The sequence below is a fragment of the Bacteroides sp. GD17 genome, assembly GCF_038448625.1.
Classification (GTDB): domain Bacteria; phylum Bacteroidota; class Bacteroidia; order Bacteroidales; family Bacteroidaceae; genus Bacteroides.
Map to the genome: position 1 here is coordinate 370,013 of NZ_JBCEZS010000004.1, position 22,870 is coordinate 392,882.

Annotated in this window: 17 protein-coding genes; 8 read left to right on the forward strand and 9 right to left on the reverse strand. The window is 48.1% G+C overall.

Features of this window, described 5'->3' with window-relative positions; genetic code table 11:
• Positions 1-27: 27 nt before the first annotated feature.
• Complete coding sequence (cysS, locus tag AAE250_RS08685) at positions 28-1,503, forward strand: cysteine--tRNA ligase (protein ID WP_294596411.1); 1,476 nt, start codon at positions 28-30, stop codon at positions 1,501-1,503.
• A gap of 95 nt (positions 1,504-1,598) precedes the next feature.
• Here cysS and AAE250_RS08690 read toward each other — a convergent pair whose 3' ends face one another.
• The 3 genes from AAE250_RS08690 to AAE250_RS08700 form a co-directional block, all read right to left on the reverse strand.
• Positions 1,599-3,632 (reverse strand): patatin-like phospholipase family protein, encoded by a 2,034-nt coding sequence (locus tag AAE250_RS08690; RefSeq protein ID WP_294596414.1) that lies wholly within the window; start codon positions 3,630-3,632, stop codon positions 1,599-1,601.
• 156 nt (positions 3,633-3,788) lie between these two features.
• A complete protein-coding gene (locus AAE250_RS08695) occupies positions 3,789-5,339 on the reverse strand; it encodes a sulfatase family protein (protein ID WP_294596416.1) in 1,551 nt (516 codons plus the stop codon).
• Positions 5,336-6,535 carry a glycoside hydrolase family 88 protein gene (locus AAE250_RS08700; protein ID WP_294596418.1) on the reverse strand — a complete coding sequence of 400 codons (1,200 nt, stop codon included), beginning with the start codon at positions 6,533-6,535 and terminating at the stop codon, positions 5,336-5,338. The genes AAE250_RS08695 and AAE250_RS08700 overlap by 4 nt, the downstream gene beginning before the upstream one ends.
• A gap of 166 nt (positions 6,536-6,701) precedes the next feature.
• Between AAE250_RS08700 and AAE250_RS08705 the strand changes: the two genes are divergently transcribed.
• Entirely contained in the window at positions 6,702-7,106 is a 405-nt protein-coding gene (locus AAE250_RS08705) for a PaaI family thioesterase (protein WP_294596420.1), read from the forward strand.
• 4 nt (positions 7,107-7,110) lie between these two features.
• On the opposite strand, the gene AAE250_RS08710 is transcribed toward AAE250_RS08705, so the two are convergent.
• On the reverse strand, positions 7,111-7,908 hold the full coding sequence (locus tag AAE250_RS08710; RefSeq protein WP_446715742.1) for a DUF3108 domain-containing protein: 798 nt from the start codon (positions 7,906-7,908) through the stop codon (positions 7,111-7,113).
• 28 nt (positions 7,909-7,936) lie between these two features.
• Positions 7,937-9,895 (reverse strand): Ig-like domain-containing domain, encoded by a 1,959-nt coding sequence (locus tag AAE250_RS08715; RefSeq protein ID WP_294596426.1) that lies wholly within the window; start codon positions 9,893-9,895, stop codon positions 7,937-7,939.
• Positions 9,896-10,190: 295 nt separating this feature from the next.
• On the opposite strand from AAE250_RS08715, the gene AAE250_RS08720 reads away from it, so the two are divergent.
• From AAE250_RS08720 to AAE250_RS08745, 6 genes are all read left to right on the forward strand, one after another.
• A complete protein-coding gene (locus AAE250_RS08720; protein ID WP_294596429.1) occupies positions 10,191-11,366 on the forward strand; it encodes an efflux RND transporter periplasmic adaptor subunit in 1,176 nt (391 codons plus the stop codon).
• A gap of 45 nt (positions 11,367-11,411) precedes the next feature.
• The gene (locus AAE250_RS08725) at positions 11,412-14,624 is read left to right on the forward strand and encodes an efflux RND transporter permease subunit (protein WP_294596431.1); all 3,213 of its coding nucleotides are present in this window, start codon (positions 11,412-11,414) and stop codon (positions 14,622-14,624) included.
• 45 nt (positions 14,625-14,669) lie between these two features.
• A complete protein-coding gene (locus AAE250_RS08730) occupies positions 14,670-16,058 on the forward strand; it encodes a TolC family protein (protein ID WP_294596434.1) in 1,389 nt (462 codons plus the stop codon).
• A gap of 17 nt (positions 16,059-16,075) precedes the next feature.
• Positions 16,076-16,843, forward strand: coding sequence for an acyl-ACP--UDP-N-acetylglucosamine O-acyltransferase (gene lpxA / locus AAE250_RS08735; RefSeq protein WP_294596437.1), 768 nt, complete (start codon positions 16,076-16,078; stop codon positions 16,841-16,843).
• A 188-nt stretch (positions 16,844-17,031) separates the two neighbouring features.
• Complete coding sequence (locus tag AAE250_RS08740; RefSeq protein ID WP_294596440.1) at positions 17,032-18,120, forward strand: acyltransferase; 1,089 nt, start codon at positions 17,032-17,034, stop codon at positions 18,118-18,120.
• A 378-nt stretch (positions 18,121-18,498) separates the two neighbouring features.
• Positions 18,499-18,927: a hypothetical protein gene (locus AAE250_RS08745; protein ID WP_294596443.1), complete on the forward strand. Its 429-nt coding sequence runs from the start codon at positions 18,499-18,501 to the stop codon at positions 18,925-18,927.
• A 5-nt stretch (positions 18,928-18,932) separates the two neighbouring features.
• Here AAE250_RS08745 and AAE250_RS08750 read toward each other — a convergent pair whose 3' ends face one another.
• From AAE250_RS08750 to AAE250_RS08765, 4 genes are all read right to left on the reverse strand, one after another.
• On the reverse strand, positions 18,933-19,805 hold the full coding sequence (locus AAE250_RS08750) for a helix-turn-helix transcriptional regulator (RefSeq protein ID WP_294596445.1): 873 nt from the start codon (positions 19,803-19,805) through the stop codon (positions 18,933-18,935).
• A 127-nt stretch (positions 19,806-19,932) separates the two neighbouring features.
• Positions 19,933-20,913 (reverse strand): fimbrillin family protein, encoded by a 981-nt coding sequence (locus tag AAE250_RS08755; protein WP_294596448.1) that lies wholly within the window; start codon positions 20,911-20,913, stop codon positions 19,933-19,935.
• 37 nt (positions 20,914-20,950) lie between these two features.
• Complete coding sequence (locus AAE250_RS08760; RefSeq protein WP_294596450.1) at positions 20,951-21,931, reverse strand: DUF5119 domain-containing protein; 981 nt, start codon at positions 21,929-21,931, stop codon at positions 20,951-20,953.
• Entirely contained in the window at positions 21,928-22,851 is a 924-nt protein-coding gene (locus AAE250_RS08765; protein ID WP_294596453.1) for a DUF3575 domain-containing protein, read from the reverse strand. The genes AAE250_RS08760 and AAE250_RS08765 overlap by 4 nt, the downstream gene beginning before the upstream one ends.
• Positions 22,852-22,870: the final 19 nt, after the last annotated feature.

Below are 22,870 nucleotides of genomic sequence, written 5' to 3' on the forward strand. Positions count from 1 at the left end.
TCTTAAAAGAATTAATATTCAAACGTTATGGAACATCAATTGACGATTTACAACACCTTAGATAGGAGAAAAGAGCTATTCGTGCCTCTGCACGCTCCGCATGTAGGCATGTACGTTTGCGGACCGACTGTTTACGGCGACCCGCACCTGGGGCATGCACGTCCTGCCATTACTTTTGATTTACTTTTCCGCTACCTTACCCAACTGGGCTACAAGGTACGTTACGTACGCAATATCACCGACGTAGGCCACTTGGAGCACGATGCCGACGAAGGCGAAGATAAGATTGCCAAGAAAGCACGTCTGGAACAATTGGAGCCTATGGAAGTGGCGCAATACTACATCAACCGCTACCACAAGGCAATGGAAGCGCTGAACGTCCTCTCCCCCAGTATCGAGCCGCACGCCAGCGGACATATCATAGAGCAGATAGAACTTGTCAAAGAGATTCTGAAGAACGGATATGCCTACGAAAGCGAAGGCTCCGTGTACTTCGACGTAGAGAAATACAATAAAGACCATCACTACGGCAAGCTCTCCGGCCGCAACCTGGACGACGTACTGAACACCACCCGCGAACTGGACGGACAGAGCGAGAAGCACAATCCCGCCGACTTCGCCTTGTGGAAATGCGCCCAGCCCGAACATATCATGCGCTGGCCCTCTCCGTGGAGCGACGGTTTCCCCGGCTGGCATGCCGAATGTACCGCGATGGGGAAGAAATACCTGGGCGAGCACTTCGACATTCACGGTGGTGGCATGGACCTCATCTTCCCGCACCACGAATGCGAGATTGCACAATCCGTAGCCTCGCAAGGCAGCGACATGGTGCACTACTGGATGCACAACAACATGATTACCATCAACGGACAGAAGATGGGCAAGAGTCTGGGCAACTTCATCACCCTGGAAGAGTTCTTCACCGGCTCCAACAAGGCACTGACGCAGGCTTACAGCCCTATGACCATTCGCTTCTTCATCCTGCAAGCGCACTATCGCAGCACGGTGGACTTCAGCAACGAAGCCCTGCAAGCTGCCGAAAAGGGACTGGCACGACTGATGGATGCCATCCACGGACTGGAAAAGATTACGCCTGCCGCTACCTCTACGGTCGATGTGAAGCCGCTGCGTGCCAAGTGCTACGAGGCGATGAACGATGACTTGAATTCTCCGATAGTCATTGCACATCTCTTTGACGGCGCAAGGATGATTAATAATATCATCGCCGGAAACGACACCATCACTGCCGATGACCTGAAGGAGCTGAAAGAAACGTTCCACCTCTTCAGCTTCGACATCTTGGGATTGAAGGAAGACAATGCCTCCAATGAAGAGCGCGAAGCGGCATTCGGCAAAGTGGTGGATATGTTGCTGGAAGAGCGCATGAAGGCAAAAGCCAATAAAGACTGGGCTACATCGGACAAGATTCGCAATGAACTTACCGCACTCGGTTTCGAGATTAAGGATGGTAAGGAAGGATGCGAGTGGAAACTGAATAAGTAAAAGCCCGGGAAGCTCTATATACGCAGGAGGATGTGCTAAAACTTTAATGATATGCTCATTAAAGTTTTGGCACATCCTTCTTTGATTAAAATTGCTTAGAATACAAAGCCGAACCCTGCATACCAGCCCAGCTTCTTCGTCTGATTGGACCAATTCAGCTGTACTTCCAACGGTCCCAGGAAGCTATTGTACATATAGCCTACCCCTGTACCTACCAAATCAGACGACTGCGATGCTTCAAAAAGCTCATGCAGTTTTCCGGAGCTTCGTCCGTAATTCCCTGTCACTAAGATATACTGATTCTTCAATATCCGCTGCCGAAGTTGCAAGCCGGTGACTATCAGCGTACCCGAAGCCAACTCGGCACGGTTAATTCCTACGAACGGAATTTGCTGTGGCATATAGCGCCCGGCAATGCTCCCACCCAACAAGTTACTCACCGCAAAAGTATAGTCATCCTTGCCCCCTGCCAATACACGTCCGTCGATGGAAGGAATAATCGTGAAGTCCCTCGTCGGCGTGAAGCATCCCTGCCAATGTGCAGAAAAGGCAGAAACCGGATTATGATCCTTATACCGGAGCAAGTTATCGGTATAAAGATTGTAAGTCACCGCCCACGACATGCCTTTCGTCGGCACACTCCTACCGTTCAGGCTATTGAACAGCAGCCCTGCATAATAGCTGAACAAAGCGCCATTCTTGAACATCACCGCATCCAAGGGCTCCAGTGAAAGCAAATCATGATAGCGGTAATAATCGAAATCAATGCCTGCACTTACCTGAACCTGGTTCCAGTCCTTCGCCACACCCGCACGGACCAGTTGATGGGTAAACGTCAAATCGAGTGTCCGCTTGCCTTCATTATAGATATTGATATCCTTGTAATCGAACTGATAGGCAAGCCCCGTCTGCCATCCCCTGCTCCACTGGTAGTTATAACCGAGCTGCGCCGAAGTGCGTTTCCCCAAACGTGCCGTCAGGCTGATTTGCGAATCCTTCCGTTTGCCCAGGTAAAAGTCCGTATTTGCCTGCAATGCCGCCAGTTCTTCCGTATCGAACCGCAGCCCTACATTCAACTTATTCTCCCGTACGGCAGGCGCGGCTATCTGCGGGTCTACAGCGATGGCCTCGCTTTCCACAGCATCGGGTATCGGGAACGGTCCGGGACGGCGGGGCTGGTAATCTGCACTCAGTCCCAGCTTCTTCTTCAAAGCAAGCAGTTTATCCCAATCCGCCTTTGCAGCATGTTCTCCGCGGACAATCAAAGTATCGATGGCTTCCTTTGTAAAGCTCGCCGCCGAATAACCGGTAACATCCACTTTTATATGTACATCCGTCTTGCGCAGATTCTCCTGATATTTCTTCTCTCCTTGCAGGTTGATAATCTGTCCGAAGATATCCTTCACCGATTTCAATCCCGATGCATCCAGCAGGGGACTTTGCACATCTACCCCTATCACGAAGTCGGCCCCCATCGCCAGCGCCACATCCACCGGATAGTTGTTCACCATTCCGCCGTCCACCAATACCATACCATTCAAGTCGATTGGAGCAAATACTCCGGGAATCGACATACTGGAACGCATTGCCGTCGCCAATATCCCCTGATGAAACACCACCTCACTGCCATTCACCAGATTCTCGGACACACAAGCAAACGGGATGGGCAGACGGCTGAAACTGACGGAATCCTGATAACCGTCCGTCAAGACAGAGAACAGTCGTGCCAGGTTCGTTCCCTTTATAATCCCCGCATCCGAAACGGTGGCTGATTTAAAGGAAAAAGGAATGGAAAGTACGTATCGTTCCGACCTCAACCGGTCGTCCAGCAACAAGTTCTTCGGATTGGGAGCATCGGACAGCAGAAACTTCCAGTTCTGCGCATTCACCATGCTGTCCAGTTGCTGCGGTGTATAACCGATGGCATACAGTCCGCCTACAATGGCGCCCATGCTGGTGCCCACTACATAATCTACGGGAATACCCGCTTCCTCTATCACCTTCAAGGCGCCGATGTGCGCCGTGCCCTTGGCACCGCCACCACTCAGCACAACGGCTACCTTCGGACGGTTCTGTGCCCAAAGCAGCATCGGAAAGAGAAATAAACAAGCTAAGAATCTGTACCTCATCGTTCATATCGTTTTTCAGCCCTCGCTCACCCGAAAGAGGGCAAAGGATTATAGAAACAACCCGCCCCGGCAGATAGTTCACACTATCAGCCGGAACGGGTTGCCGAAAAACCACACGAAGTAATCGAGAGATTATATAGTAACTACTACCTATTGTTATTCTCCATAAGGTATCATATCCGACAAGATACCTTCCTTATACCAGGGATCGTCTATTTCCTTCAGAACCTTGCCCATCTCTGCACACAATTCTTTCACCACTTCCGGGTTCTCTTCCAAAGAAAGGTTATTCATCTGGTACGGGTCTTTCACGTCATCGAACAGCAGACTCTTCACCAACTTGCGGTTCTCGCGGTCGATGTAAAGCGCCAGCGTATAATGAGCCGTCTTGAATCCGCGTGAAGAAGGGAAGTAAGACCGCACCTTGCCGTCCGCATCCTTCTCTCCATCCAGGTTCTGAATGTAGAGCGCACCGGTGGGGCGTACAATATCCGCCTTTTCATCGAGGAAAAGCGGCGCATAGTTGCGTCCCTGCACCTCTACCGGGATAGACCGGGACAAACCTGCCAAGCCGAGCAAAGTAGGCATAATATCGGGGGAAGACAGCATCAGGTCATCCACCCGCGGCTTTATCTTATCCGGAAAGCGGACAATAAACGGAACGTTCATGGACTCGGAATACGGAGAGTTCTTCGGGTCGTCCGTACGCTGGCTGCACATGGTTTCACCGTGGTCGGAGGCAAAGACGACAATCGTATTCTTATCCAGCCCGAGTTCTTTCAGTGCATCGAGAATCTGCCCGAAGGCACGGTCTACACCCGTTACCGAAGCAAAGTAGTAGCGGGCAGACTCCGCCTTTGCCATCTTGGGGTCGGCATTGGGACGGATGAGCAGGCTATCCAGCGGCTGGTTTTTATAGAGATTGAAATCCTGCTCCATACAGTCGTCCAGGGAGCGGTACGGGCTGTGGGGCGGGTTCATACCTACCATGACGAAGAAAGGTTTCTTCGGATCGCGCACATTTCCCTCGTTCTTCAGGTAAGAGACAACCATGCCCGACTCGTGCAGCGGTGACCACTCGTGCGGGTCGTGCCGGCGACCGTCTGTATCCCAGTAATGCGGATTCTTATGCTCGTCGAAGGTGCCGTAAGAGTACCAGTAGTTGAATCCGTGGCGCCGCTCTTTCGGTGTATAGGCATCCCATGCCGGTACGCGGTCTTCCACGTACTTGCCCGGGCGTTCGGGGTCATTGGGAGTAGGAAAATCGGCATGCAGTTTGCCAAAGTAAGCACAGTCATATCCGGCTTTGCTGAATACATCGCTTACACACTCGGCATCCTCGCGCAGGGAGCTGATGGGGCGGTCGGCATTGCAGTTCAAAGGAACACCGCTCTTATTAGGATACATTCCGGTAAGCAGCGAACCGCGGTGGGGGCTGCTCAGCGGACAGTTACTCATAGCCGAAGTCAGCACCAGCGACTCGCGGGCAAAGTCGTTCAGACGGGGAGTGTGTACCGGGTCGTTCCGGAAGTTTACCTTCTCACGGAAACCGTCTTGTCCCCAGAACTCCATTGCCTGATTGCGGTATTGGTCGGGGAAGACATAGATTACATTCGGTTGCAGGACTTGTCCGTCCTGCGGGGCTTTGCAGCCCTGCAAGGCGAACAGACCTAAACCACCAAACAAAATATTTAATTGAGCTTTCATTTCTCCAAATCTCTTTTACGCATCAGTCCTTCCAGGAAGTAATAATCGGCATAGTTCAAAGGTACATCGATTTCGGCACCATGAGGAATACTGCCTACAGAGTGCATCAGGATGAAGTTTCCGTTGGTTCCTACCTTTGCACGGTAAGCGGGAGAACCAAGACTTTGCATGATCCGGTCGGCTGTTTCCTTGTATCCCTTGTCCGGCAGGTAAGTGCTCAGTTCGTAAAGGGCGGAGGCGGTACATGCGGCGGCAGAAGCGTCACGAGGTTCGTTGGGGATGTTGGGGGCATCGTAGTCCCAATAGGGAACCAAATCCTCGGGAAGGTTCTTATTGTTGAAGATGAAGTTGTAGACCTTCTCGGCCTGATCCAAATATTTGGCATCGTGCGTGTAGCGGTAGCACATGGTGTAGCCGTAGAGAGCCCATGCCTGTCCGCGTGCCCAAGCCGATTCGTCGGCATAACCCTGCGCTGTCTGTTTCTTGCGCACGGCGCCGGTTTCCGGATCATAGTCCACTACATGATAGCAGCTGTTATCGGCACGGAAGTGGTTGGCCATCGTAGTATCGGCATGCTTCCGGGCTATATTATAAAAGGTGGAGTCGCCGGACAGCCTGGTAGCCTCGAACAGCAGTTCCAGGTTCATCATATTATCAATGATAACGGGGCATTTCCAACCGCGTTCGGCCTGCCAGCCCTTGTCGGCATCCCATGACTGGAGAACTCCGGCAGCGGGACGGAAACGGGTAGACAGAGACTTGGCAGTCTGTATGATGACCGGTTTATACGCTTCTTTATTGGCAAAACGGTAGCCGTTCAGGTAGCTGGCGCCAATCATGAAGCCTACGTCATGGTGCCAGGTGAGGTATTGTACAGAGTCCAGCGCTTCGGTATATTTCTCGGCCAGGGGCAGCCACTTCTTGTCACCGGTCAGCTCGTAGGTATACCAGATATTACCGGGGAAAAAACCGGAACACCAGTCATCGATCGGTACATAGACAATGCTGCCGTCTTTGTTGATGGTACGCGGGTTCAAAATCTTACCGGATTGTTCGATAATGTCTGTCTGGATTGTTTCCTGAGCCACGGCATTATCAATGTTTTCTTGGATGAAGTTGCTTTCGGCCTGCTTTTGCCCTGCGCAACCAGCCAGTACAAGGAGGGAAATTCCCAATGTAGTGAGGACTGTTTTCATAATAAGGGATTTATTTATTAAAGTTTTGTGATTTCTCTGTTGCAAAAGTAGGGCAAGTTTACAGAATTGACCCTCACAAATAATCCAATTAATGGGTAAAATCGTTACTTTTGCATCCGAAATCGTGTTTTTTCACAAGCAAATCACTAATAACCACTAAATAAGTATGACCCCACAAGAGTTTTTCAAGAATGACCGTTTTGCCGAAAGTACAGGCATAGAACTGTTGGAAATAAAGGAAGGATATAGCAAAGCCCGCCTGGTAATCACCGAAGAACACCTAAATGCCGGACACCGCACACAGGGCGGAGCGCTCTTCACCCTTGCCGACCTGGCACTGGCCGCTGCCGCCAATTCACACGGGGCACTGGCTTTCTCGCTCTCTTCCAATATCACCTTCCTGCGCAGCAGCGGACCGGGCGATACACTATACGCCGAAGCCCGCGAACGATACATTGGCCGCACCACCGGTTATTATCAGATTGATATCACCAATCAAAAAGGGGATTTGATAGCTACCTTTGAATCGAGTGTGTTCAGGAAGGGAGACGCACTGCCGTTCCAGCTCTGAACTCTTATTTCTTCCCCACAATAGAGGTCATCGGATAGCGATTGCCCCTCACACTCTTAAAGAAAGCTTTCGCCGAGCCGAAGTTCAGATACATATCCAGGCGGATGGGGAGGTGATTCTTGTCATCAGACACAAAGAAAGTGATGACTTCTTTCTCTTTCCCTTTCTTATATTCTACAAAAGAGAAGACCAGGCAACGGTAAATCGTATCATTGTTTGCCGTAACATTCTGCTTACCCCGATAAATAAGGGTTTGTTCCTCCACCTTACGGCCCGTAGCCATAGGGAAAAGGATTTTATCACCTTCTTTAAAGGTATTCACATCATAAGAACGGGCTTGCGCCAAAATACTCAGCATATCAAAGATGCAACGCTCATCGCTATACTCCATTTCCTGAGGGTCACGGTCTAGCCAGGTCCGCTTCTGCTTCACATTCGCCGTACCGTTGTTATACGAGAACCACGCCTCGTCTACCGTATAGCGGCTGCCTTCTTCGGCTGCCTTACGAAAATAAAGCGGTTCCAGCTTGTCACTGACATAGCAAGTCAGTGTATCACGCATCTTAAAGAAGAAATCGGTCTTTTTACTACCCACACAGAGCAGGTTAAAGCGGAAAGCAGGCTCGGAATGATAGGTCGTAGCATTCGTCGTGAGGCTTGCCAACCCCACTTTCTTCCAAATGAACTTCCAGTTGAAATATAAATCGTACATCACGTGCTCGCCCGACTGGAATGCTTCATTCTTTGCCGTACATTGAGCTTGAACAGACTGGGAGGCTCCGAAACCAATCACTACTCCCATTACCAATAGAACGAACAACCGCTTCTGCCTAATAACTATAGCCCCGACCGCTGTTGCGGCCGCTGCTGTTATTGCGGTTATTCTTGTTTTTGTTCTTGTTTTTCTTGTCTTCATCTGGTTTTTGTTTTTTTAGTTCGTCCGGTTTTTGCTTATCCAGGGTCTTTGCATGAACGTCCCAATTCTGAGTCAGTTCAAAGTTTGCTTTAAGCTCCAAAACCTGCGGATAATAATAAACCATTTCCGGTTGGCGTTTCTCGGCATAGTCTCCCGTATCCCAAACGCCATTCCCGTTTGTATCATTAATCAATCGTGCTCCGTACTTACCCGGATTCAAAAAGTAGAAATCGGCTTTGCCGTCCACTACCGGCACCGTACGCAGCACTTTGTCCGATCCGTCCAGCAACTCTACGAATGCCAGCGAATCGGCGCCGCTTACATTAAAGAAGATCTGTCCGTATTCATCCAGCTTCTTTGCCTTGAATTCCTTCTTTATCTTGTCGGTGAACAAACCATACAAGCCATGTATGGCAGCAGAATCCACCTCAAAGGAGTAGCTTTCTCCGGGTTCCCACTCGGCAAACACGTTATATCGTTTTATGTCGAGCGAGTCATGGACAAGGTCGAACGGAATATCCTGCCACAACGAATCGACTTTCAACTTCACATGGAAGGCAGCAGTGTCTACACTTGCCACCGGCTCTTCAAAGGATAAAGTGATGTAATCGTATACATCCATTGCAGAGGGCACGTATTGGTCTGCTTTGAGGAATTCAATGGGTTCCGGTGCTTCGGTACCTTCTTCATCGGCTTTCTTCTTCTTTTTCTTATCCCGCTCTTTCTGTTCCTTTTCTTTTGCTTCCTGAATCTGCTTCTGCTGCTTGGCATAAGTCAGTTTAGCCAGTAAGTTCAAAGTATCGGTGCGGGGTACCAGTTGTTGCAGGCTATCCGTATATAGATAAGTGAGGCTCATCTTCAAAGTATCCTGTTTGTAGAGCAGGGAGTCTTTTATCCAATAATGAATCGTATCGTTACGTCCGGTAGTCTGTTCTACAACAAACGCATCCTTCTCGTCAAAATTCAGTCCTTTCAGCAGTGGTAGGGTGTCCGCCGGAGCCGTAAAGTAGAAGGAGAATTTCTGGGGAGTGAGGCGTTCGCTCTTTGCCAGACGCTGCGTGAAGTATTTTTCCTTAAAGCTGCGCAGCAGCACGTCATCCGGCAGGTAGTAGGTATACTTCCGTTCCACGATGGTATCTACCGTCAACGAGTCCACCCAAGTGGTATCCTGGCGCACACGCTCTTCCATGGAAGGGATGATAATGGAATCGCCGAAAGCTATGATTTCCGTCGGCTGGGAGTAAGCAAAATTCTGGTCGGCATCCTGCAAACCGTAGATGCGGTACTTACCGGGAGCTACTCCACGGATGGAGAATTGCCCGCGACTATCGGTACGCCCCACTCTTTCAAAAGGAAGCTTCGTAAAAGCCGAGTCTGCCAGATTGGAATGCAGGCCTACCAGCATCCCCTTTACCGGTTCCAGATTCGCAGCATTCAGCAGGGTACCGGCCACCGCCATAGAGTCGAGCCTTTCGCCCGTAGAGAAAGAATACGAGAAGTTCTCCAGCGGATTGCCTTCGTTATTGTCCTGAATGGCATCGCCAAAGTCTATCGTATAAGTGGTGTTAGCCTTCAACGTATCTTGCAAGGTGATGACAACTTTCTTGCCGCTGGCCTTTATTTCGGGCTGTTGCACCTGGGGAGGAGATATTACAATCTTCTCATTGGGCTTGTCGAGTTTGATGAATTCATCGAACACAATCGATATCTTATTCTTGTCGTTATGGAGTCCACCCGGCGCCGGGGTACTGGAAATAAAACGCGGAGGGGTCTCATCAAGAGGTCCTCCCTCGATGCGGCCTACACTGGCGCAAGAATAGAGTACAGCCCCTATAGCGACAGCCCCCAACAACCTGCGGAAAAGCGGTTTCATCTTATTATGATGTTTACAGTCTAACATGCTGCAAAAATAAGGGTTCTCCGAGAATTAGCAGTATGCTTTACAGTATTTTAATGTAAAAACAAGCATTTGTTTTTATCCATGTATAAAACATAGTTAAAAAAGAAGGCATTACTCACCTTATATACTAAGAAAAGAATAATTTTGCGGACGAAAACTGAACAGGGGTGTTCAGTTTTCTTTTCTACCTTTGTTGAGAAGCATGGATTACACACAGAACACTTATCAAAAGAAGAATATAAAAATTATACAGAGAATAAAAAAGAGTATGAAGAGTAGATTAGTATTATTGGTATGTTGCCTGGCACTGCTCAGCAGTTGCGGACAAGGTGACAAAAGCACGGGCACAGCACCCGAATTTGCAGTAATCGAGGTGAAAACTACGACTGCTAACTTGACAAACAGCTACCCTGCTACCATCAAGGGTAAACAAGATGTGGAAATCCGCCCGATGGTAAGCGGATTCATCACCAAACTACACGTGGACGAAGGTTCTGTAGTACGCAAAGGCCAAGTGTTGTTCAGCATTGACCCCGTACAATATCAGGCTGCCGTAAACTCTGCCAAAGCTGCCGTTGAAACAGCAAAAGCTGCCGTAAACACGCAGGAACTCACCGTAAACAACAAGCGTGAACTGAACAGAAAGAACATCATCAGCGACTACGACTTGCAAATGGCCGAAAACCAGTTGGCACAGACCAAAGCGCAACTGGCACAAGCGGAAGCCCAACTGGTAAACGCTAAGAACAATCTGTCCTATACCAGTGTGACCAGCCCCAGCGATGGTGTTGTAGGTACTGTTCCCTACCGTGTAGGTAGCCTGGTAAGCCCCTCTACAGCCACTCCTCTGACTACTGTTGCCGATATTTCCGAGATGTACGCTTACTTCTCCATGACCGAAAGACAACTGTTGTCTCAGATTCGTGAAGGCGGCAGCACCAAAGAAATCCTGGAAAAGATGCCCGATGTACAATTACAGCTTATCGACGGAACGATGTACGCCGACAGCGGACGCGTGGAAACCATCAGCGGCGTGATAGACCAGGCAACCGGTTCCGTAACAATGCGTGCCCTCTTCCCCAACAAGCACAATGTGCTGCGCAGCGGAAGCACCGGCAATGTAGTATTCCCCAACCCGATGGAAAATATTATCATGATACCGCAGTCGGCTACGACAGAGGTACAGGACAAGAAGTTCGTATTCGTCCTGCAGGGTGACAACACACTGAAGAATACGGAAATTAAAGTATTCAGCCTGAATGACGGCAAATACTATTACGTGACAAGCGGTCTGAAAGCAGGTGACAAGATTGTAATCGAAGGTGTACAGAACCTGAAAGACGGACAAACCATCAAGCCTATTACTCCTGCCGAGAAAGAAGCAGAGTATCAGAAAGCTTTGAAAGACCAAAAAGAAGGTAATATCCAGACAGCGTTTAACTAATGATGGACTCTAATCATTAATCGTTGAACATTAAACATTGAAAACATGAAATTAGATAGATTTATTAACCGTCCGGTACTATCAACGGTAATCTCCATCCTGATAGTGATACTGGGTCTTATTGGTCTGGCAACCTTGCCTATCACCCAATATCCGGACATCGCACCCCCTACCGTTTCGGTACGTGCCACCTATACCGGTGCCAATGCCCAAACGGTATTGAACTCTGTCATCGCACCGCTGGAGGACCAGATCAATGGTGTGGAGAACATGATGTACATGACCTCCAATGCCACCAACACTGGTTCCGGCGATATTTCCATTTACTTCAAGCAGGGTACCGACCCGGACATGGCAGCCGTCAACGTGCAGAACCGTGTCTCTATGGCGCAAGGTCTGCTGCCTGCCGAGGTAACCAAAGTCGGTGTAACGACACAGAAAAGACAAACTTCCATGTTGATGGTAATGTCCATCTACGATGAAACCGACCAATACAACATCGAGTTCCTGGAAAACTACGCCAACATCAACCTTATTCCTGAGGTGAAGCGTATCAACGGTGTGGGTGATGCCATGGTGCTCGGTACGGACTACTCCATGCGTATCTGGCTGAAGCCCGACATCATGGCGCAGTACAAGCTGATACCTAACGATGTAGCAGCTGTATTGGCAGAACAGAACATTGAAGCCGCTCCGGGACAGTTCGGTGAACGAGGCAAGCAGTCATTCCAATACACCATCCGCTATAAAGGACGTTTGCAACAGCCGCAGGAGTTCGAGAACATTGTTGTCAAAGCGCTGGAAAACGGCGAAGTGCTCCGTCTGAAAGATATTGCCGAAATTGAGCTGGGACGTCTGACATATAGCTTCAACAATACCGTAAACGGTCATAAGGCCGTCAGCTGTATCATCTTCCAGATGGCAGGTACCAATGCTACACAGACTATCAGTGACATTGAAAAACTGCTGGACAGCTATTCCGATAAACTGCCTTCGGGCTTGAAGATAAACGTTGCCCAGAGTGCCAACGACTTCCTCTTCGCCTCTATCCACGAGGTTGTGAAGACATTGATCGAGGCATTTATCCTGGTATTTATCGTGGTATATATCTTCTTGCAGGATATGCGTTCCACGTTGATTCCGGCCATTGCCATCCCGGTAGCCCTGATTGCTACGTTCTTCGTATTGAAACTGATTGGTTTCAGTATCAACTTGCTGACCCTCTCTGCGATGGTGCTCGCCATTGCGATTGTGGTCGATGATGCCATAGTCGTCGTCGAGGGCGTCCATGCGAAGCTGGACCAGGGGTATAAGTCTGCCCGTGCCGCTTCCATCGACGCCATGAGTGAATTGGGTGGTGCTATCGTTTCCATTACGCTGGTCATGATGTCCGTGTTTATCCCGGTAAGCTTCATGGGTGGTACGGCAGGTACGTTCTACCGCCAGTTCGGTCTGACGATGGCTATCGCTATCGGTTTCTCGGCTTTGAATGCATTGACGCTGAGTCCGGCATTGTGTGCCATCTTCCTGAAACCCCACGAAGAACACGGCGAAAAGAAATCGACCTTCGTAAGCCGCTTCCATACGGCATTCAATACCACTTACGACAACCTGTTGCAGAAGTACAAAAAGCGCGTGCTCTTCTTCATCCAGAAGAAGTGGTTGTCTTTAGGTCTGGTAGTAGGTTCCATCGTATTGCTGATTTTCTTCATGAAGATTACCCCGACCGGTATGGTGCCTAACGAAGATACAGGTACTATCATGGGTGTAGTAACCCTGCCTCCGGGCACATCACAGGAACGCGCCCAGGAAGTGCTGCACCGTGTGGACAGCCTGGTGGCTGCCGAACCTGCCGTCGAATCACGTACCTTAATCTCCGGTTATAGCTTTATCGGCGGCCAGGGACCTTCCTACGGTTCTATCATCATCAAATTGAAGAACTGGGAAGAACGCTCCACCATGCAGAACTCCAACATTGTTTATATCACGCTCTTCATGCGTGCAAGGAAGATTATAAAGGAAGCACAGGTGCTGTTCTTTACTCCGCCTATGATTCCGGGTTACTCTGCATCCAGCGATATCGAGTTGAACATGCAGGATAAGACCGGTGGTGACTTGAACCACTTCTTCGACGTGGTAAACAGTTACACTGCCGCCCTGGAAGCACGTCCCGAAATCAACTCCGCCAAGACCAGCTTCAACCCGAACTTCCCGCAGTATATGCTGGACATCGACGCAGCAGCCTGTAAGAAAGCAGGCCTCAGCCCAAGCGACATCCTCAGCACCATGCAGGGATACTTCGGCGGTCTGTATGCTTCTAACTTCAACAGCTACGGTAAGATGTACCGCGTAATGATACAAGCCGAACCCGAGGCAACGAAGAACCTCGAATCCCTGTCGAGCATCAAGGTGCGCAACGGCAATGAGATGGCACCCATCACCCAATTCGTTTCTATCAAGAAGGTGTACGGACCGGATATCATCAGCCGTTTCAACCTTTATACCTCTATGAAGGTGATGGTTGCTCCTGCCAGCGGTTATACTTCAGGTCAGGCACTGGCTGCCATCTCCGAAGTTGCGAAGGAAAACCTGCCTACCGGCTTTGCTTATGAGCTTGGTGGTATGGCGCGTGAAGAGTCCGAAACCAGTGGCAGCACCACCGGCCTGATCTTCGTGCTCTGCTTCGTGTTCGTTTACCTGTTGCTGAGTGCACAGTACGAAAGCTACATCCTGCCGCTTTCCGTATTGCTGTCCATTCCGTTCGGTTTGCTGGGTAGCTTCCTGTTTGTCAACGGTATGAGTGCCATCGGTAACATCTCCTTTATGAAGATGATTATGGGCTCCATGTCCAACGATATCTACATGCAGATTGCATTGATCATGTTGATGGGTCTGTTGGCAAAGAATGCCATCCTGATTGTAGAGTTCGCCCTCGAACGCCGCAAGATGGGTATGAGCATTACATGGGCCGCCGTACTGGGTGCTGCCGCCCGTCTTCGTCCTATCTTGATGACGTCTCTGGCCATGATCGTAGGTTTGATTCCGTTGATGCTTGCTACCGGTGCAGGAGCCAATGGTAACCGTACACTGGGTACCTCGGCCATCGGCGGTATGTTAATCGGTATGATATTGCAGATTTTCGTAGTGCCCGCCCTGTTCGTAGCCTTCCAGTATCTGCAAGAGAAATTCAAGCCGATGGAATGGGAAGATGTGGACAACTCCGATGCTGAACCGGAAATTGAACAGTATACTAAGTAGTAAGTAGTTAGTAGATAGTAGTAAGTAGAAGATACTTGAAAGAATATGAAGAAACAAATTATAACTTTGATGTGTGCAACTGCCTTATTGAGCAGTTGCCACATCTACAAATCATACGACAGACCCGATGATATCACGGCTGCCGGACTGTATCGCGATACGACTGCCGTAAACGATACGCTTGCCGCAGATACAGCCAACTTCGGTAACCTGCCTTGGAGGGAAGTGTTCACAGACCCACAGTTGCAAACACTGATTGAACAAGCACTCGCCAACAATGCCGACCTGCGCAGTGCAGCCCTGAACGTGAAGAAAGCAGAAGCAGCCCTTCTGTCTGCACGGTTGGCTTACGCACCCATGCTGGCACTGTCTCCGCAAGGAACCGTCAGCAGCTGGGACAAAGGAAAAGCTACACAGACTTACTCACTGCCCGTAACGGCAAGTTGGCAAATCGACCTCTTCGGCCAGTTGCTGAACCCGAAGCGCGGCGCACAAGTGTCGTTGAAGCAGACCCAATTCTACGAACAAGCAGTACAGACGCAAGTCATTGCCAACGTAGCCAATATGTACTATACCTTGCTGATGCTCGACCGCCAGTTGCAAATCACCGAAGGTACTGCGGACATCCTGAAGAAGAATCTGGAAACCGTGCAAGCCATGAAGGATGCAGGTATCTACGGCACTACTTCCGCTGCCGTAGAGCAGAGCCGCACTGCCTATGCCCAAGTCATGGCCTCCCTGCCCGGCATACGCCAGAGCATCCGCGAAACCGAAAATGCACTGTGCCTGATGCTGAACCAGCCGGGACAAAGCATCACTCGCAGCACGCTGGAACAGCAACAACTGCCTACGGAGTTCTCTGCCGGCATTCCCTTGCAACTGCTGTCCAACCGCCCGGACGTGAAAGCCGCCGAAATGTCGTTGGCTGCAAGTTATTACAGCACCAACAGTGCACGTGCTGCCTTCTATCCTCAAATTACGCTGAACGGTTCGGCAGGCTGGACCAACAGCGCCGGTTCGGCAATCGTCAATCCCGGTAAGTTACTGGCTTCCGCTATCGGCTCACTGACTCAACCGTTGTTCTACCGTGGTGCCAACATCGCCCGTCTGAAACAGGCAAAGGCACAGGAAGAGCAGGCAAAGATTCAGTTCCAGACAGCTCTACTGAAAGCCGGAAACGAAGTAAGCAATGCCCTGTATCAGTACCAAATGGTAGCCGAAAAGACCGCTTCACGTCAGATTCAAGTTAATTCTGCCCGTAAAGCTTCGGAAGATACAAAAGAATTGTTTAACTTAGGCACGTCAACCTATCTGGAAGTCCTGTCTTCTGAGCAATCTTATCTCAGCGCACAACTTTCTGAGGTATCAGACACATTCGACTGCATGCAGGCCGTAGTAAGCTTGTATCAGGCGCTTGGAGGAGGAAGAGAATAACTTAATACCTAATTATTATGATTAGTCCATTAGCTTATGTAGATTCTACCGCAAAAATCGGTAAGAATGTAACGATCCAGCCTTTCGCTTATATCGAAGGGGGTGTGGAAATCGGTGACGATTGCGTAATCATGTCCGGTGCCAAGATCCTTAAAGGTACCAGCATGGGAAAAGGAAACAGAGTGCATCACGGCGCCGTGTTGGGCACCGAGCCGCAAGACTTCCATTACGAAGGTGATGAGAGCCAGTTGGTTATTGGCGACAACAATGACATCCGCGAAAATGTAGTGATCAGCCGCGCTACGTATGAAGGCGGCTGCACCCGCATCGGCAATGAAAACTACCTGATGGACGGTGTACACCTCTGCCACGACGTGCAGATAGGCAATCATTGTGTATTGGGCATCAAGACGACCGTAGCCGGAGAGTGTCAGATAGATAACTTCACCATCTTGAGTAGCAACGTCATCCTGCACCAGGCTTCCCACATCGGAAGCTGGGTATTGATACAGAGCGGTTGCCGCATCTCGAAAGATGTCCCTCCCTATGTCATCATGAACGGGAATCCCGCAGAATATCACGGTATCAATGCTGCCGTACTTCAGCACAAGCACGAAGTGAGCGAGCGCATACTGAGACATATCGTGAACGCCTACCGTTTGGTGTACCAAGGCAACTTCAGCATACACGATGCCTTGCAGAAGATTGAAGACCAAGTGCCGATGAGCGATGAGATACATAATATCATCAACTTCATCAGAGCATCCAAAGGGATTGTGAAGTAATAAGAAGGAAAGACTTATTCTATATAAATAAAGACCGCATTGAACTACCTTGATGCGGTCTTTTATTTTGTTACAAACTTGTTAGTTATCAGTTTTTCTATTTATCTTTGTCTCCCACTGTAAGACAGTTATCCGGAATATCAACGAAGCATTCCCGTTATGAATGCTCAAAAGAGCTCCCCAAAAAGATGAAACGTATTGTATTTTTAGATTATGTACGCGTGTTTGCATGCTTCCTTGTGATAGTGGTGCACGCCAGTGAGAATTTCTATGGCGCTGCCGGCTCTACAGATATGGCAGGACCGCAGTCCTATCTTGCAAACGAGGCCGACCGACTCTGGGTGTCTGTATACGACGGTTTTTCACGCATGGCAGTCCCCTTGTTCATGATAGTCTCCGCCTTTCTTCTTGTGCCGATGAAGGAAGAACAGACCACCTGGCAATTCTACCGCCGACGCTTCACCCGCATCTTGCCGCCATTCTTCATCTTTATGATACTATACAGCACGCTGCCCCTGCTGTGGGGACAGATAGACGGGGAAACCTCTGTAAATGACCTGTCGCGCATCCTGCTGAACTTCCCTTCGCAGGCCGGGCATTTCTGGTTCATGTATCCACTGATCAGCCTTTACCTCTTCATCCCCATGATATCTCCCTGGCTGAGCAAAGCCACAGCCAAAGAAGAACTTTTCTTTATATGCCTGTTCCTGATATCGACCTGCATGCCGTACCTCAACCGATGGTTCGGTGAGGTATGGGGACAATGTTTCTGGAACGAATACCACATGCTATGGTACTTCTCGGGCTACCTGGGATACCTCGTACTGGCGCATTATATCCGCGTACACCTTACGTGGGACCGCTCCAAACGCCTAACCATAGGAACCGTCTTAATGATTGTGGGAGCTGCACTGACTATTTACTCATTCTATGTCCAGGCTATACCCGGAGAAACGCTTACCACCCCCGTAATAGAAATAGGATGGGCTTTCTGCACTATCAACTGTGTGATTCTCACTGCGGGCACGTTCCTTATGTTCACATGCATCAACCGCCCGAATCCTCCGCGGATCATAACAGAAATGTCGAAACTCAGCTACGGTATATATCTTATGCACATCTTCTGGCTCGGACTGTGGGTAACCGTGTTCAAGCATACGTTAGGATTGCCCACCGTTGCTGCCATACCATGCATTGCGGTAACCACATTTGCCTGTTGTTTTGTATCGACAAAGATTATCTCGTACATACCGGGCAGTAAATGGATAATAGGATAAATATACTGAAATACTACTTCAAGTATAGTGAAAGCACAAAAGACTTTACTAAAACTATAGATATTCTAAAAGAAAATAAGGGTGAAATGTCTGCATTTTGGAATAAATGCAGTATATTTGCACCGTAAGCCGAGGAGAAATACGGCGTATTGAAGCAATTTTTTGACGACGAAAAAACTGGTAATTTTATTTAAGTCAAAGAGAACTACTTCAATGAATTTGTTTCATGCGGGCGACTTAAGGTCGGTCGTGTGAACATATTTATTAGTAGTTCGGGTATACCAGTACCTTTCGTCGGATAGATATGCAGTAGCACGTCCGACTTCTTTTTGCTTAAAAGGAACAAGGGCAATTATATACTTAAAATCTAAGGATAATATGAAAACCCTTGATGAAGAACTATTTAACGTTGTCCGCACAATGAAACGGCAGACTGAAAGTCAAATAATGAAGATCCTTGCTCCATTGAACATGCAATACAATCTCATTATTGAGGACAATCAGATTTTGTTTCTCTCTCCGCCTTCCGATTCCAATAGTGAAGCCGTTGTGGAATACTGGTTAGACATTGAAGATATATTCAGCATACTCTATAGAGACCAACTCCTTTTTATTTTAACCCACAACTGCCTGCTACATATTTTCAACACCGAAACCCTTGTATTGGGATTTTGGGAACCCACTAATGAAGAAGTATTGATTAAGTTAGCCCGATGGAGTGGCCGAACCAGAATGGAAACAATATGCCTTAAGCTTCTGAATAAAATCAAGAAATTAATTATCTATTGTTCCTGTTTAACCTATTAATAGTTTTATAGATTGGCCGGAACCTGAGATGCCTCCTTCCCCGCCGTTCGCAACAAACGGGGAGAAAGACCGAAGTTCTTCTTGCAGAAGTTAGAAAAGTGGGGCAAGGATTCGAAACCGTATTTATAGCAAATTTCGGAAATAGTGGCATCCGTGTGTTGCAGTTCGTACATGATGCCCTCTCTGCGACGCTCCTGCATCCACTCATAAACCGGTTGATGGAATACGGAAGTGAAGATACGGCGGAATGTTGTAGTAGTATATCCTCCCAACTTTGCCAGTTCTTCTACCGTCTTGACCTTATTATGGTTTTTGAGTACGAAATACTCAAAGCTGTTGGTATATTTGGAGAGAGGATGCACCAGCATGGAAAGCTCATAATCCGAATAATACTGTCCCAAGAGGAATCCCAATTCCTTTTGCTTGAATGCCAGCAGTTCCTTGCAAATCCGAGCTTCCCGCATGTAGGATTTGGAAGCATCCAGGAAGTATTGCACTTCGGGCTTGATCTTTAAAGGGGAATAAATCAGGGGAGGTTCCACCTCATTTGCAATATGTTTATAGCGGGTTTCACAGAAGAATCTCGGTTGTTCGAAACGATAGCAGACGCATTCCACATCGGTCATAGCCAGAATTTCGTACTTCGAACCTATTGCCTGAAGAATAAACTCGCCGGCATGCAAAGTGGTTCCCGCGTACTCATTACTATTAACAAGTACTTCTCCTTTCAACAAAAAAATCAAGATATTCTCTTCACATTTCTGTGCAGGAAGGTGAAAACCCCTCGGATGGGAGGCGTAAATAATGATATTGTCAGTAGCTTTAGAACAGCTGTGACAATCAATGTTGGTTGCTCCACATACGGAGGAATTTGGCATTGTAGTATTAAGTGTTTATAGCTTGCTTGTTTGCTGCGACAAATATAAACAGATAATACCAGAAAAAAAACTATATTCCCCGAAAACTTCGAGAAAGAGGTTTTCGGGGAATAATTAGAGGGTAGTTTTATTTTTCTACATTAGTGTCATCCGTCGTATTCCATGCACCAAGTTCAGGAACAACAAAGGTTACCTTTGCACCTCCATTTGCTAAGGTCAATGTATATCGTATCTTCTTACCAGGTTCCCAAGCTGTCGTTTCCTTCAAATCAATGGAGGAGGTTACATCACCTATTTGAACATCTTTATTATAAATATCATATGTTAAATTGATTGCAGCACCGGTAGTTGGTAAAGTTTGAGGCATTAGCATCCAAGCAGCATTGATCTCTTTACCTGCTTGAAGCACTTCCAAACCAGAAGCATCAATTGTATGTGCATAAGTAGCAGGTTCTGCTTGTGCGGTCCATTTTGAAGTACCAAAATCATAAGTTCCCTTACTATATACTCCTGATATTGAAAGTGATTTCAATTTATAAGTCAAGGCATCAGCTGTTTTAATGGTAAAGTTTATTTGAGTGAGCGCATGAGTGAATGCCAGAGAAACACCACTTGCATCGTCTGTCTTATTAGCATCGAGTGCACTTGCAACAACAAAGTCTGTCTGTGCAGCTACATCCGCTACTGTATAAGTAATAGAAGGAAATTTATTGCTGGCATCCGGTGCACTATACGCCAAAGTAGCAGTACCAGGATTTCCATACGCAAAGAACTGAATTTTATCTGTCAACGGCCAATAATATGGACCACCAGTTAAATTCCAATCTGTGCTGGCAAAGGTTGCTTTTGCACCAGTCATAAATGCTTTCATATCAGTACCTGCTGTTACAGCATTCATTTCACTACTGCCTGAATTATAGGCATATACAGTAAATCCTACATCTGCTTTTTTCAATTCTGTCAAATCAGTAACTGCTGCTCTTGTAGTAGTACTTACCGCTGTTCCAAATCTGATCTCCGCCTTCTGTCCGGCATTCTCAATCTCCTCATTCTGTGAACAGCTAACCATTCCGGCTGCTGCCAACGCTACTAATAAAATCTTCTTCATAATAGTTTGTTTTTATAGTTAATATATTTATTTGCTTTCAATTCACGGGCAAATCCACATTCGTTTCATCGTCCCAATCACCTACATCACCACCAATTCCGCCGCTGCCTTCTCCACCGGTACCCGGTTCCAACTCATCTACCACAATCTCACCATCCGGAACCGGAACTTCAATATGTATTTCCGTACCAGGCTCAACATCGGGCTCTCCTTCGCCTCCCCCGACAGGAGGAGGTGCAATCAAGTCTTCAATATCCACCTCCAAAGCCTGAACCGTATTGTCCCGTTTCACAATCTTCAACGTCAGCTTCATCGGACTGGCAGCGCGGGTTTTAGCATCTTTCAGCAATACAAAGTGCGAGAAATAGCCCCACAACAACCCGTTTTCTTGTTTTGTATCTACGCATATCGGTTTTTCACTCAGCCCGCAAGTATGTTTTCCCATAAAACAGCTTCCATTCAAGCCATCTACGTAGCAAACAACATTTGAAATCCTGTCCCAACCTTCAACCTTTATATCAAAAGAGTAACTATTCACCACCGCTTCCGGCTTCCACTCCAACCGGAGTGCCACATCACTCTGTTCTATTTCTACTTCATCCACAGCAACCACATACAAGGGGTCGGGCGACCAGACCATATCCTCATCCGCATTCACCCCCGTGCAATGCCCCGTAAAAGCTTCAATCGTTTCGTAACTCTCATCGCCCCGTATCTGTACGCTTTCGGTGAGATAATTGTAGGCAACTACTGCATAGCGTCCCGGCGGGACTTTCAACTCTCCTCCTCCGGCATCCATAAAAGTATCAATCTTTCTGCCATCACCATCTTTCGGATAAAAGATGACCCGCATCGTCCCCGGCAGTTTGTCCGTCACCCCCGTCCAGTCCAGCTTGACCTGAACTCCGCTGACAGGGTAATCGTCCAACATATCCCGGAATTCGCATCCCTCCAACACCAGCAACAGCCCGGAGAAAAGCATCAGAAATATACAATGCACGCTTTTCATTCTCTTCATCTCCTTGCCGTTATGAGCCACACCAAAGAAACTTTAGCTTTTGTAGGCCCAATGAAATGATACTTCCCACTGCTGGTCCAGACCAGGCTGTTATTATAAGCAGTGTATTCACGGTACTCCGTATCCAAATAGCCGATACCTATACTAAACTCAATGGCCAGATGCCGGGACATCGGATGTGTGTAGCCGTAAGTCACTCCTGCAGCCGCATAGTATTTACCCCGGTATCCTTTTTCCTCCTTCAACTGGAAATCATATTCACCACCTTCGGCATATATTCCCAGAAAATGGCCGGTCAATCTTCTACGTGTACGACGGTTTCCTAACCAGTAGCGCGTTTCTACTCCTCCTGAAATGAGCTGATAGCAGAAATCGTTCCGGCTGCTCGACCACCAAGGACATTTATACTCAACATTCAAAGACCAACGTTGCCCCATTGGCAACTCTACTTCTATATTCGGAGCCAAGGCCAGGTCGTAAAGCAGGTTGTTCTTTATCGCCAGCACCGTTTTGTGAGACGGCGCCGGCTTTTCCTCTTTTCTTTCCTCTCTATTTTCAGATACAACAAACGATTTTTGCTGTATCTGTCCCATTATTAACGAAGTAGTTTCCGGCAGTTTCAATGCTGCCATGTATAATGTATCTCTTACTCTTTCTCTCCTTTCAATCCTCGGAAGCAAATGCTTTGACAAATAAGCGTAAGCTCTGCCTTCGTTCAGATAACGTAACAAGCTTTCCAGCCTTTGAGGTTCTTCGTTATGATGCTGAATCAATATCAAAACTTCTTCCCTATCCGGCACTTGCTCATCCGCCAACACCCGATTATAGATTTCCGTCCACTTATTCTGCCCTACTGCCGCCCCTGATATAATACAAAAAAAGAGTAGCCAAAGAACATATATATAAGTGCGTTTCTCCATAACTTCGCGTTGTATGTCA

Coding starts and splice junctions, on each gene's coding strand:
- AAE250_RS08740 (WP_294596440.1), top strand. CDS start 17,032: ATGAAACGTATTGTATTTTTAGATTATGTACGCGTGTTTGCATGCTTC.
- cysS (WP_294596411.1), top strand. CDS start 28: ATGGAACATCAATTGACGATTTACAACACCTTAGATAGGAGAAAAGAG.
- lpxA (WP_294596437.1), top strand. CDS start 16,076: ATGATTAGTCCATTAGCTTATGTAGATTCTACCGCAAAAATCGGTAAG.
- AAE250_RS08730 (WP_294596434.1), top strand. CDS start 14,670: ATGAAGAAACAAATTATAACTTTGATGTGTGCAACTGCCTTATTGAGC.
- AAE250_RS08750 (WP_294596445.1), bottom strand. CDS start 19,805: ATGCCAAATTCCTCCGTATGTGGAGCAACCAACATTGATTGTCACAGC.
- AAE250_RS08720 (WP_294596429.1), top strand. CDS start 10,191: ATGAAGAGTAGATTAGTATTATTGGTATGTTGCCTGGCACTGCTCAGC.
- AAE250_RS08725 (WP_294596431.1), top strand. CDS start 11,412: ATGAAATTAGATAGATTTATTAACCGTCCGGTACTATCAACGGTAATC.
- AAE250_RS08690 (WP_294596414.1), bottom strand. CDS start 3,632: ATGAGGTACAGATTCTTAGCTTGTTTATTTCTCTTTCCGATGCTGCTT.
- AAE250_RS08700 (WP_294596418.1), bottom strand. CDS start 6,535: ATGAAAACAGTCCTCACTACATTGGGAATTTCCCTCCTTGTACTGGCT.
- AAE250_RS08765 (WP_294596453.1), bottom strand. CDS start 22,851: ATGGAGAAACGCACTTATATATATGTTCTTTGGCTACTCTTTTTTTGT.
- AAE250_RS08715 (WP_294596426.1), bottom strand. CDS start 9,895: ATGAAACCGCTTTTCCGCAGGTTGTTGGGGGCTGTCGCTATAGGGGCT.
- AAE250_RS08710 (WP_446715742.1), bottom strand. CDS start 7,908: ATGGGAGTAGTGATTGGTTTCGGAGCCTCCCAGTCTGTTCAAGCTCAA.
- AAE250_RS08695 (WP_294596416.1), bottom strand. CDS start 5,339: ATGAAAGCTCAATTAAATATTTTGTTTGGTGGTTTAGGTCTGTTCGCC.
- AAE250_RS08745 (WP_294596443.1), top strand. CDS start 18,499: ATGAAAACCCTTGATGAAGAACTATTTAACGTTGTCCGCACAATGAAA.
- AAE250_RS08705 (WP_294596420.1), top strand. CDS start 6,702: ATGACCCCACAAGAGTTTTTCAAGAATGACCGTTTTGCCGAAAGTACA.
- AAE250_RS08755 (WP_294596448.1), bottom strand. CDS start 20,913: ATGAAGAAGATTTTATTAGTAGCGTTGGCAGCAGCCGGAATGGTTAGC.
- AAE250_RS08760 (WP_294596450.1), bottom strand. CDS start 21,931: ATGAAGAGAATGAAAAGCGTGCATTGTATATTTCTGATGCTTTTCTCC.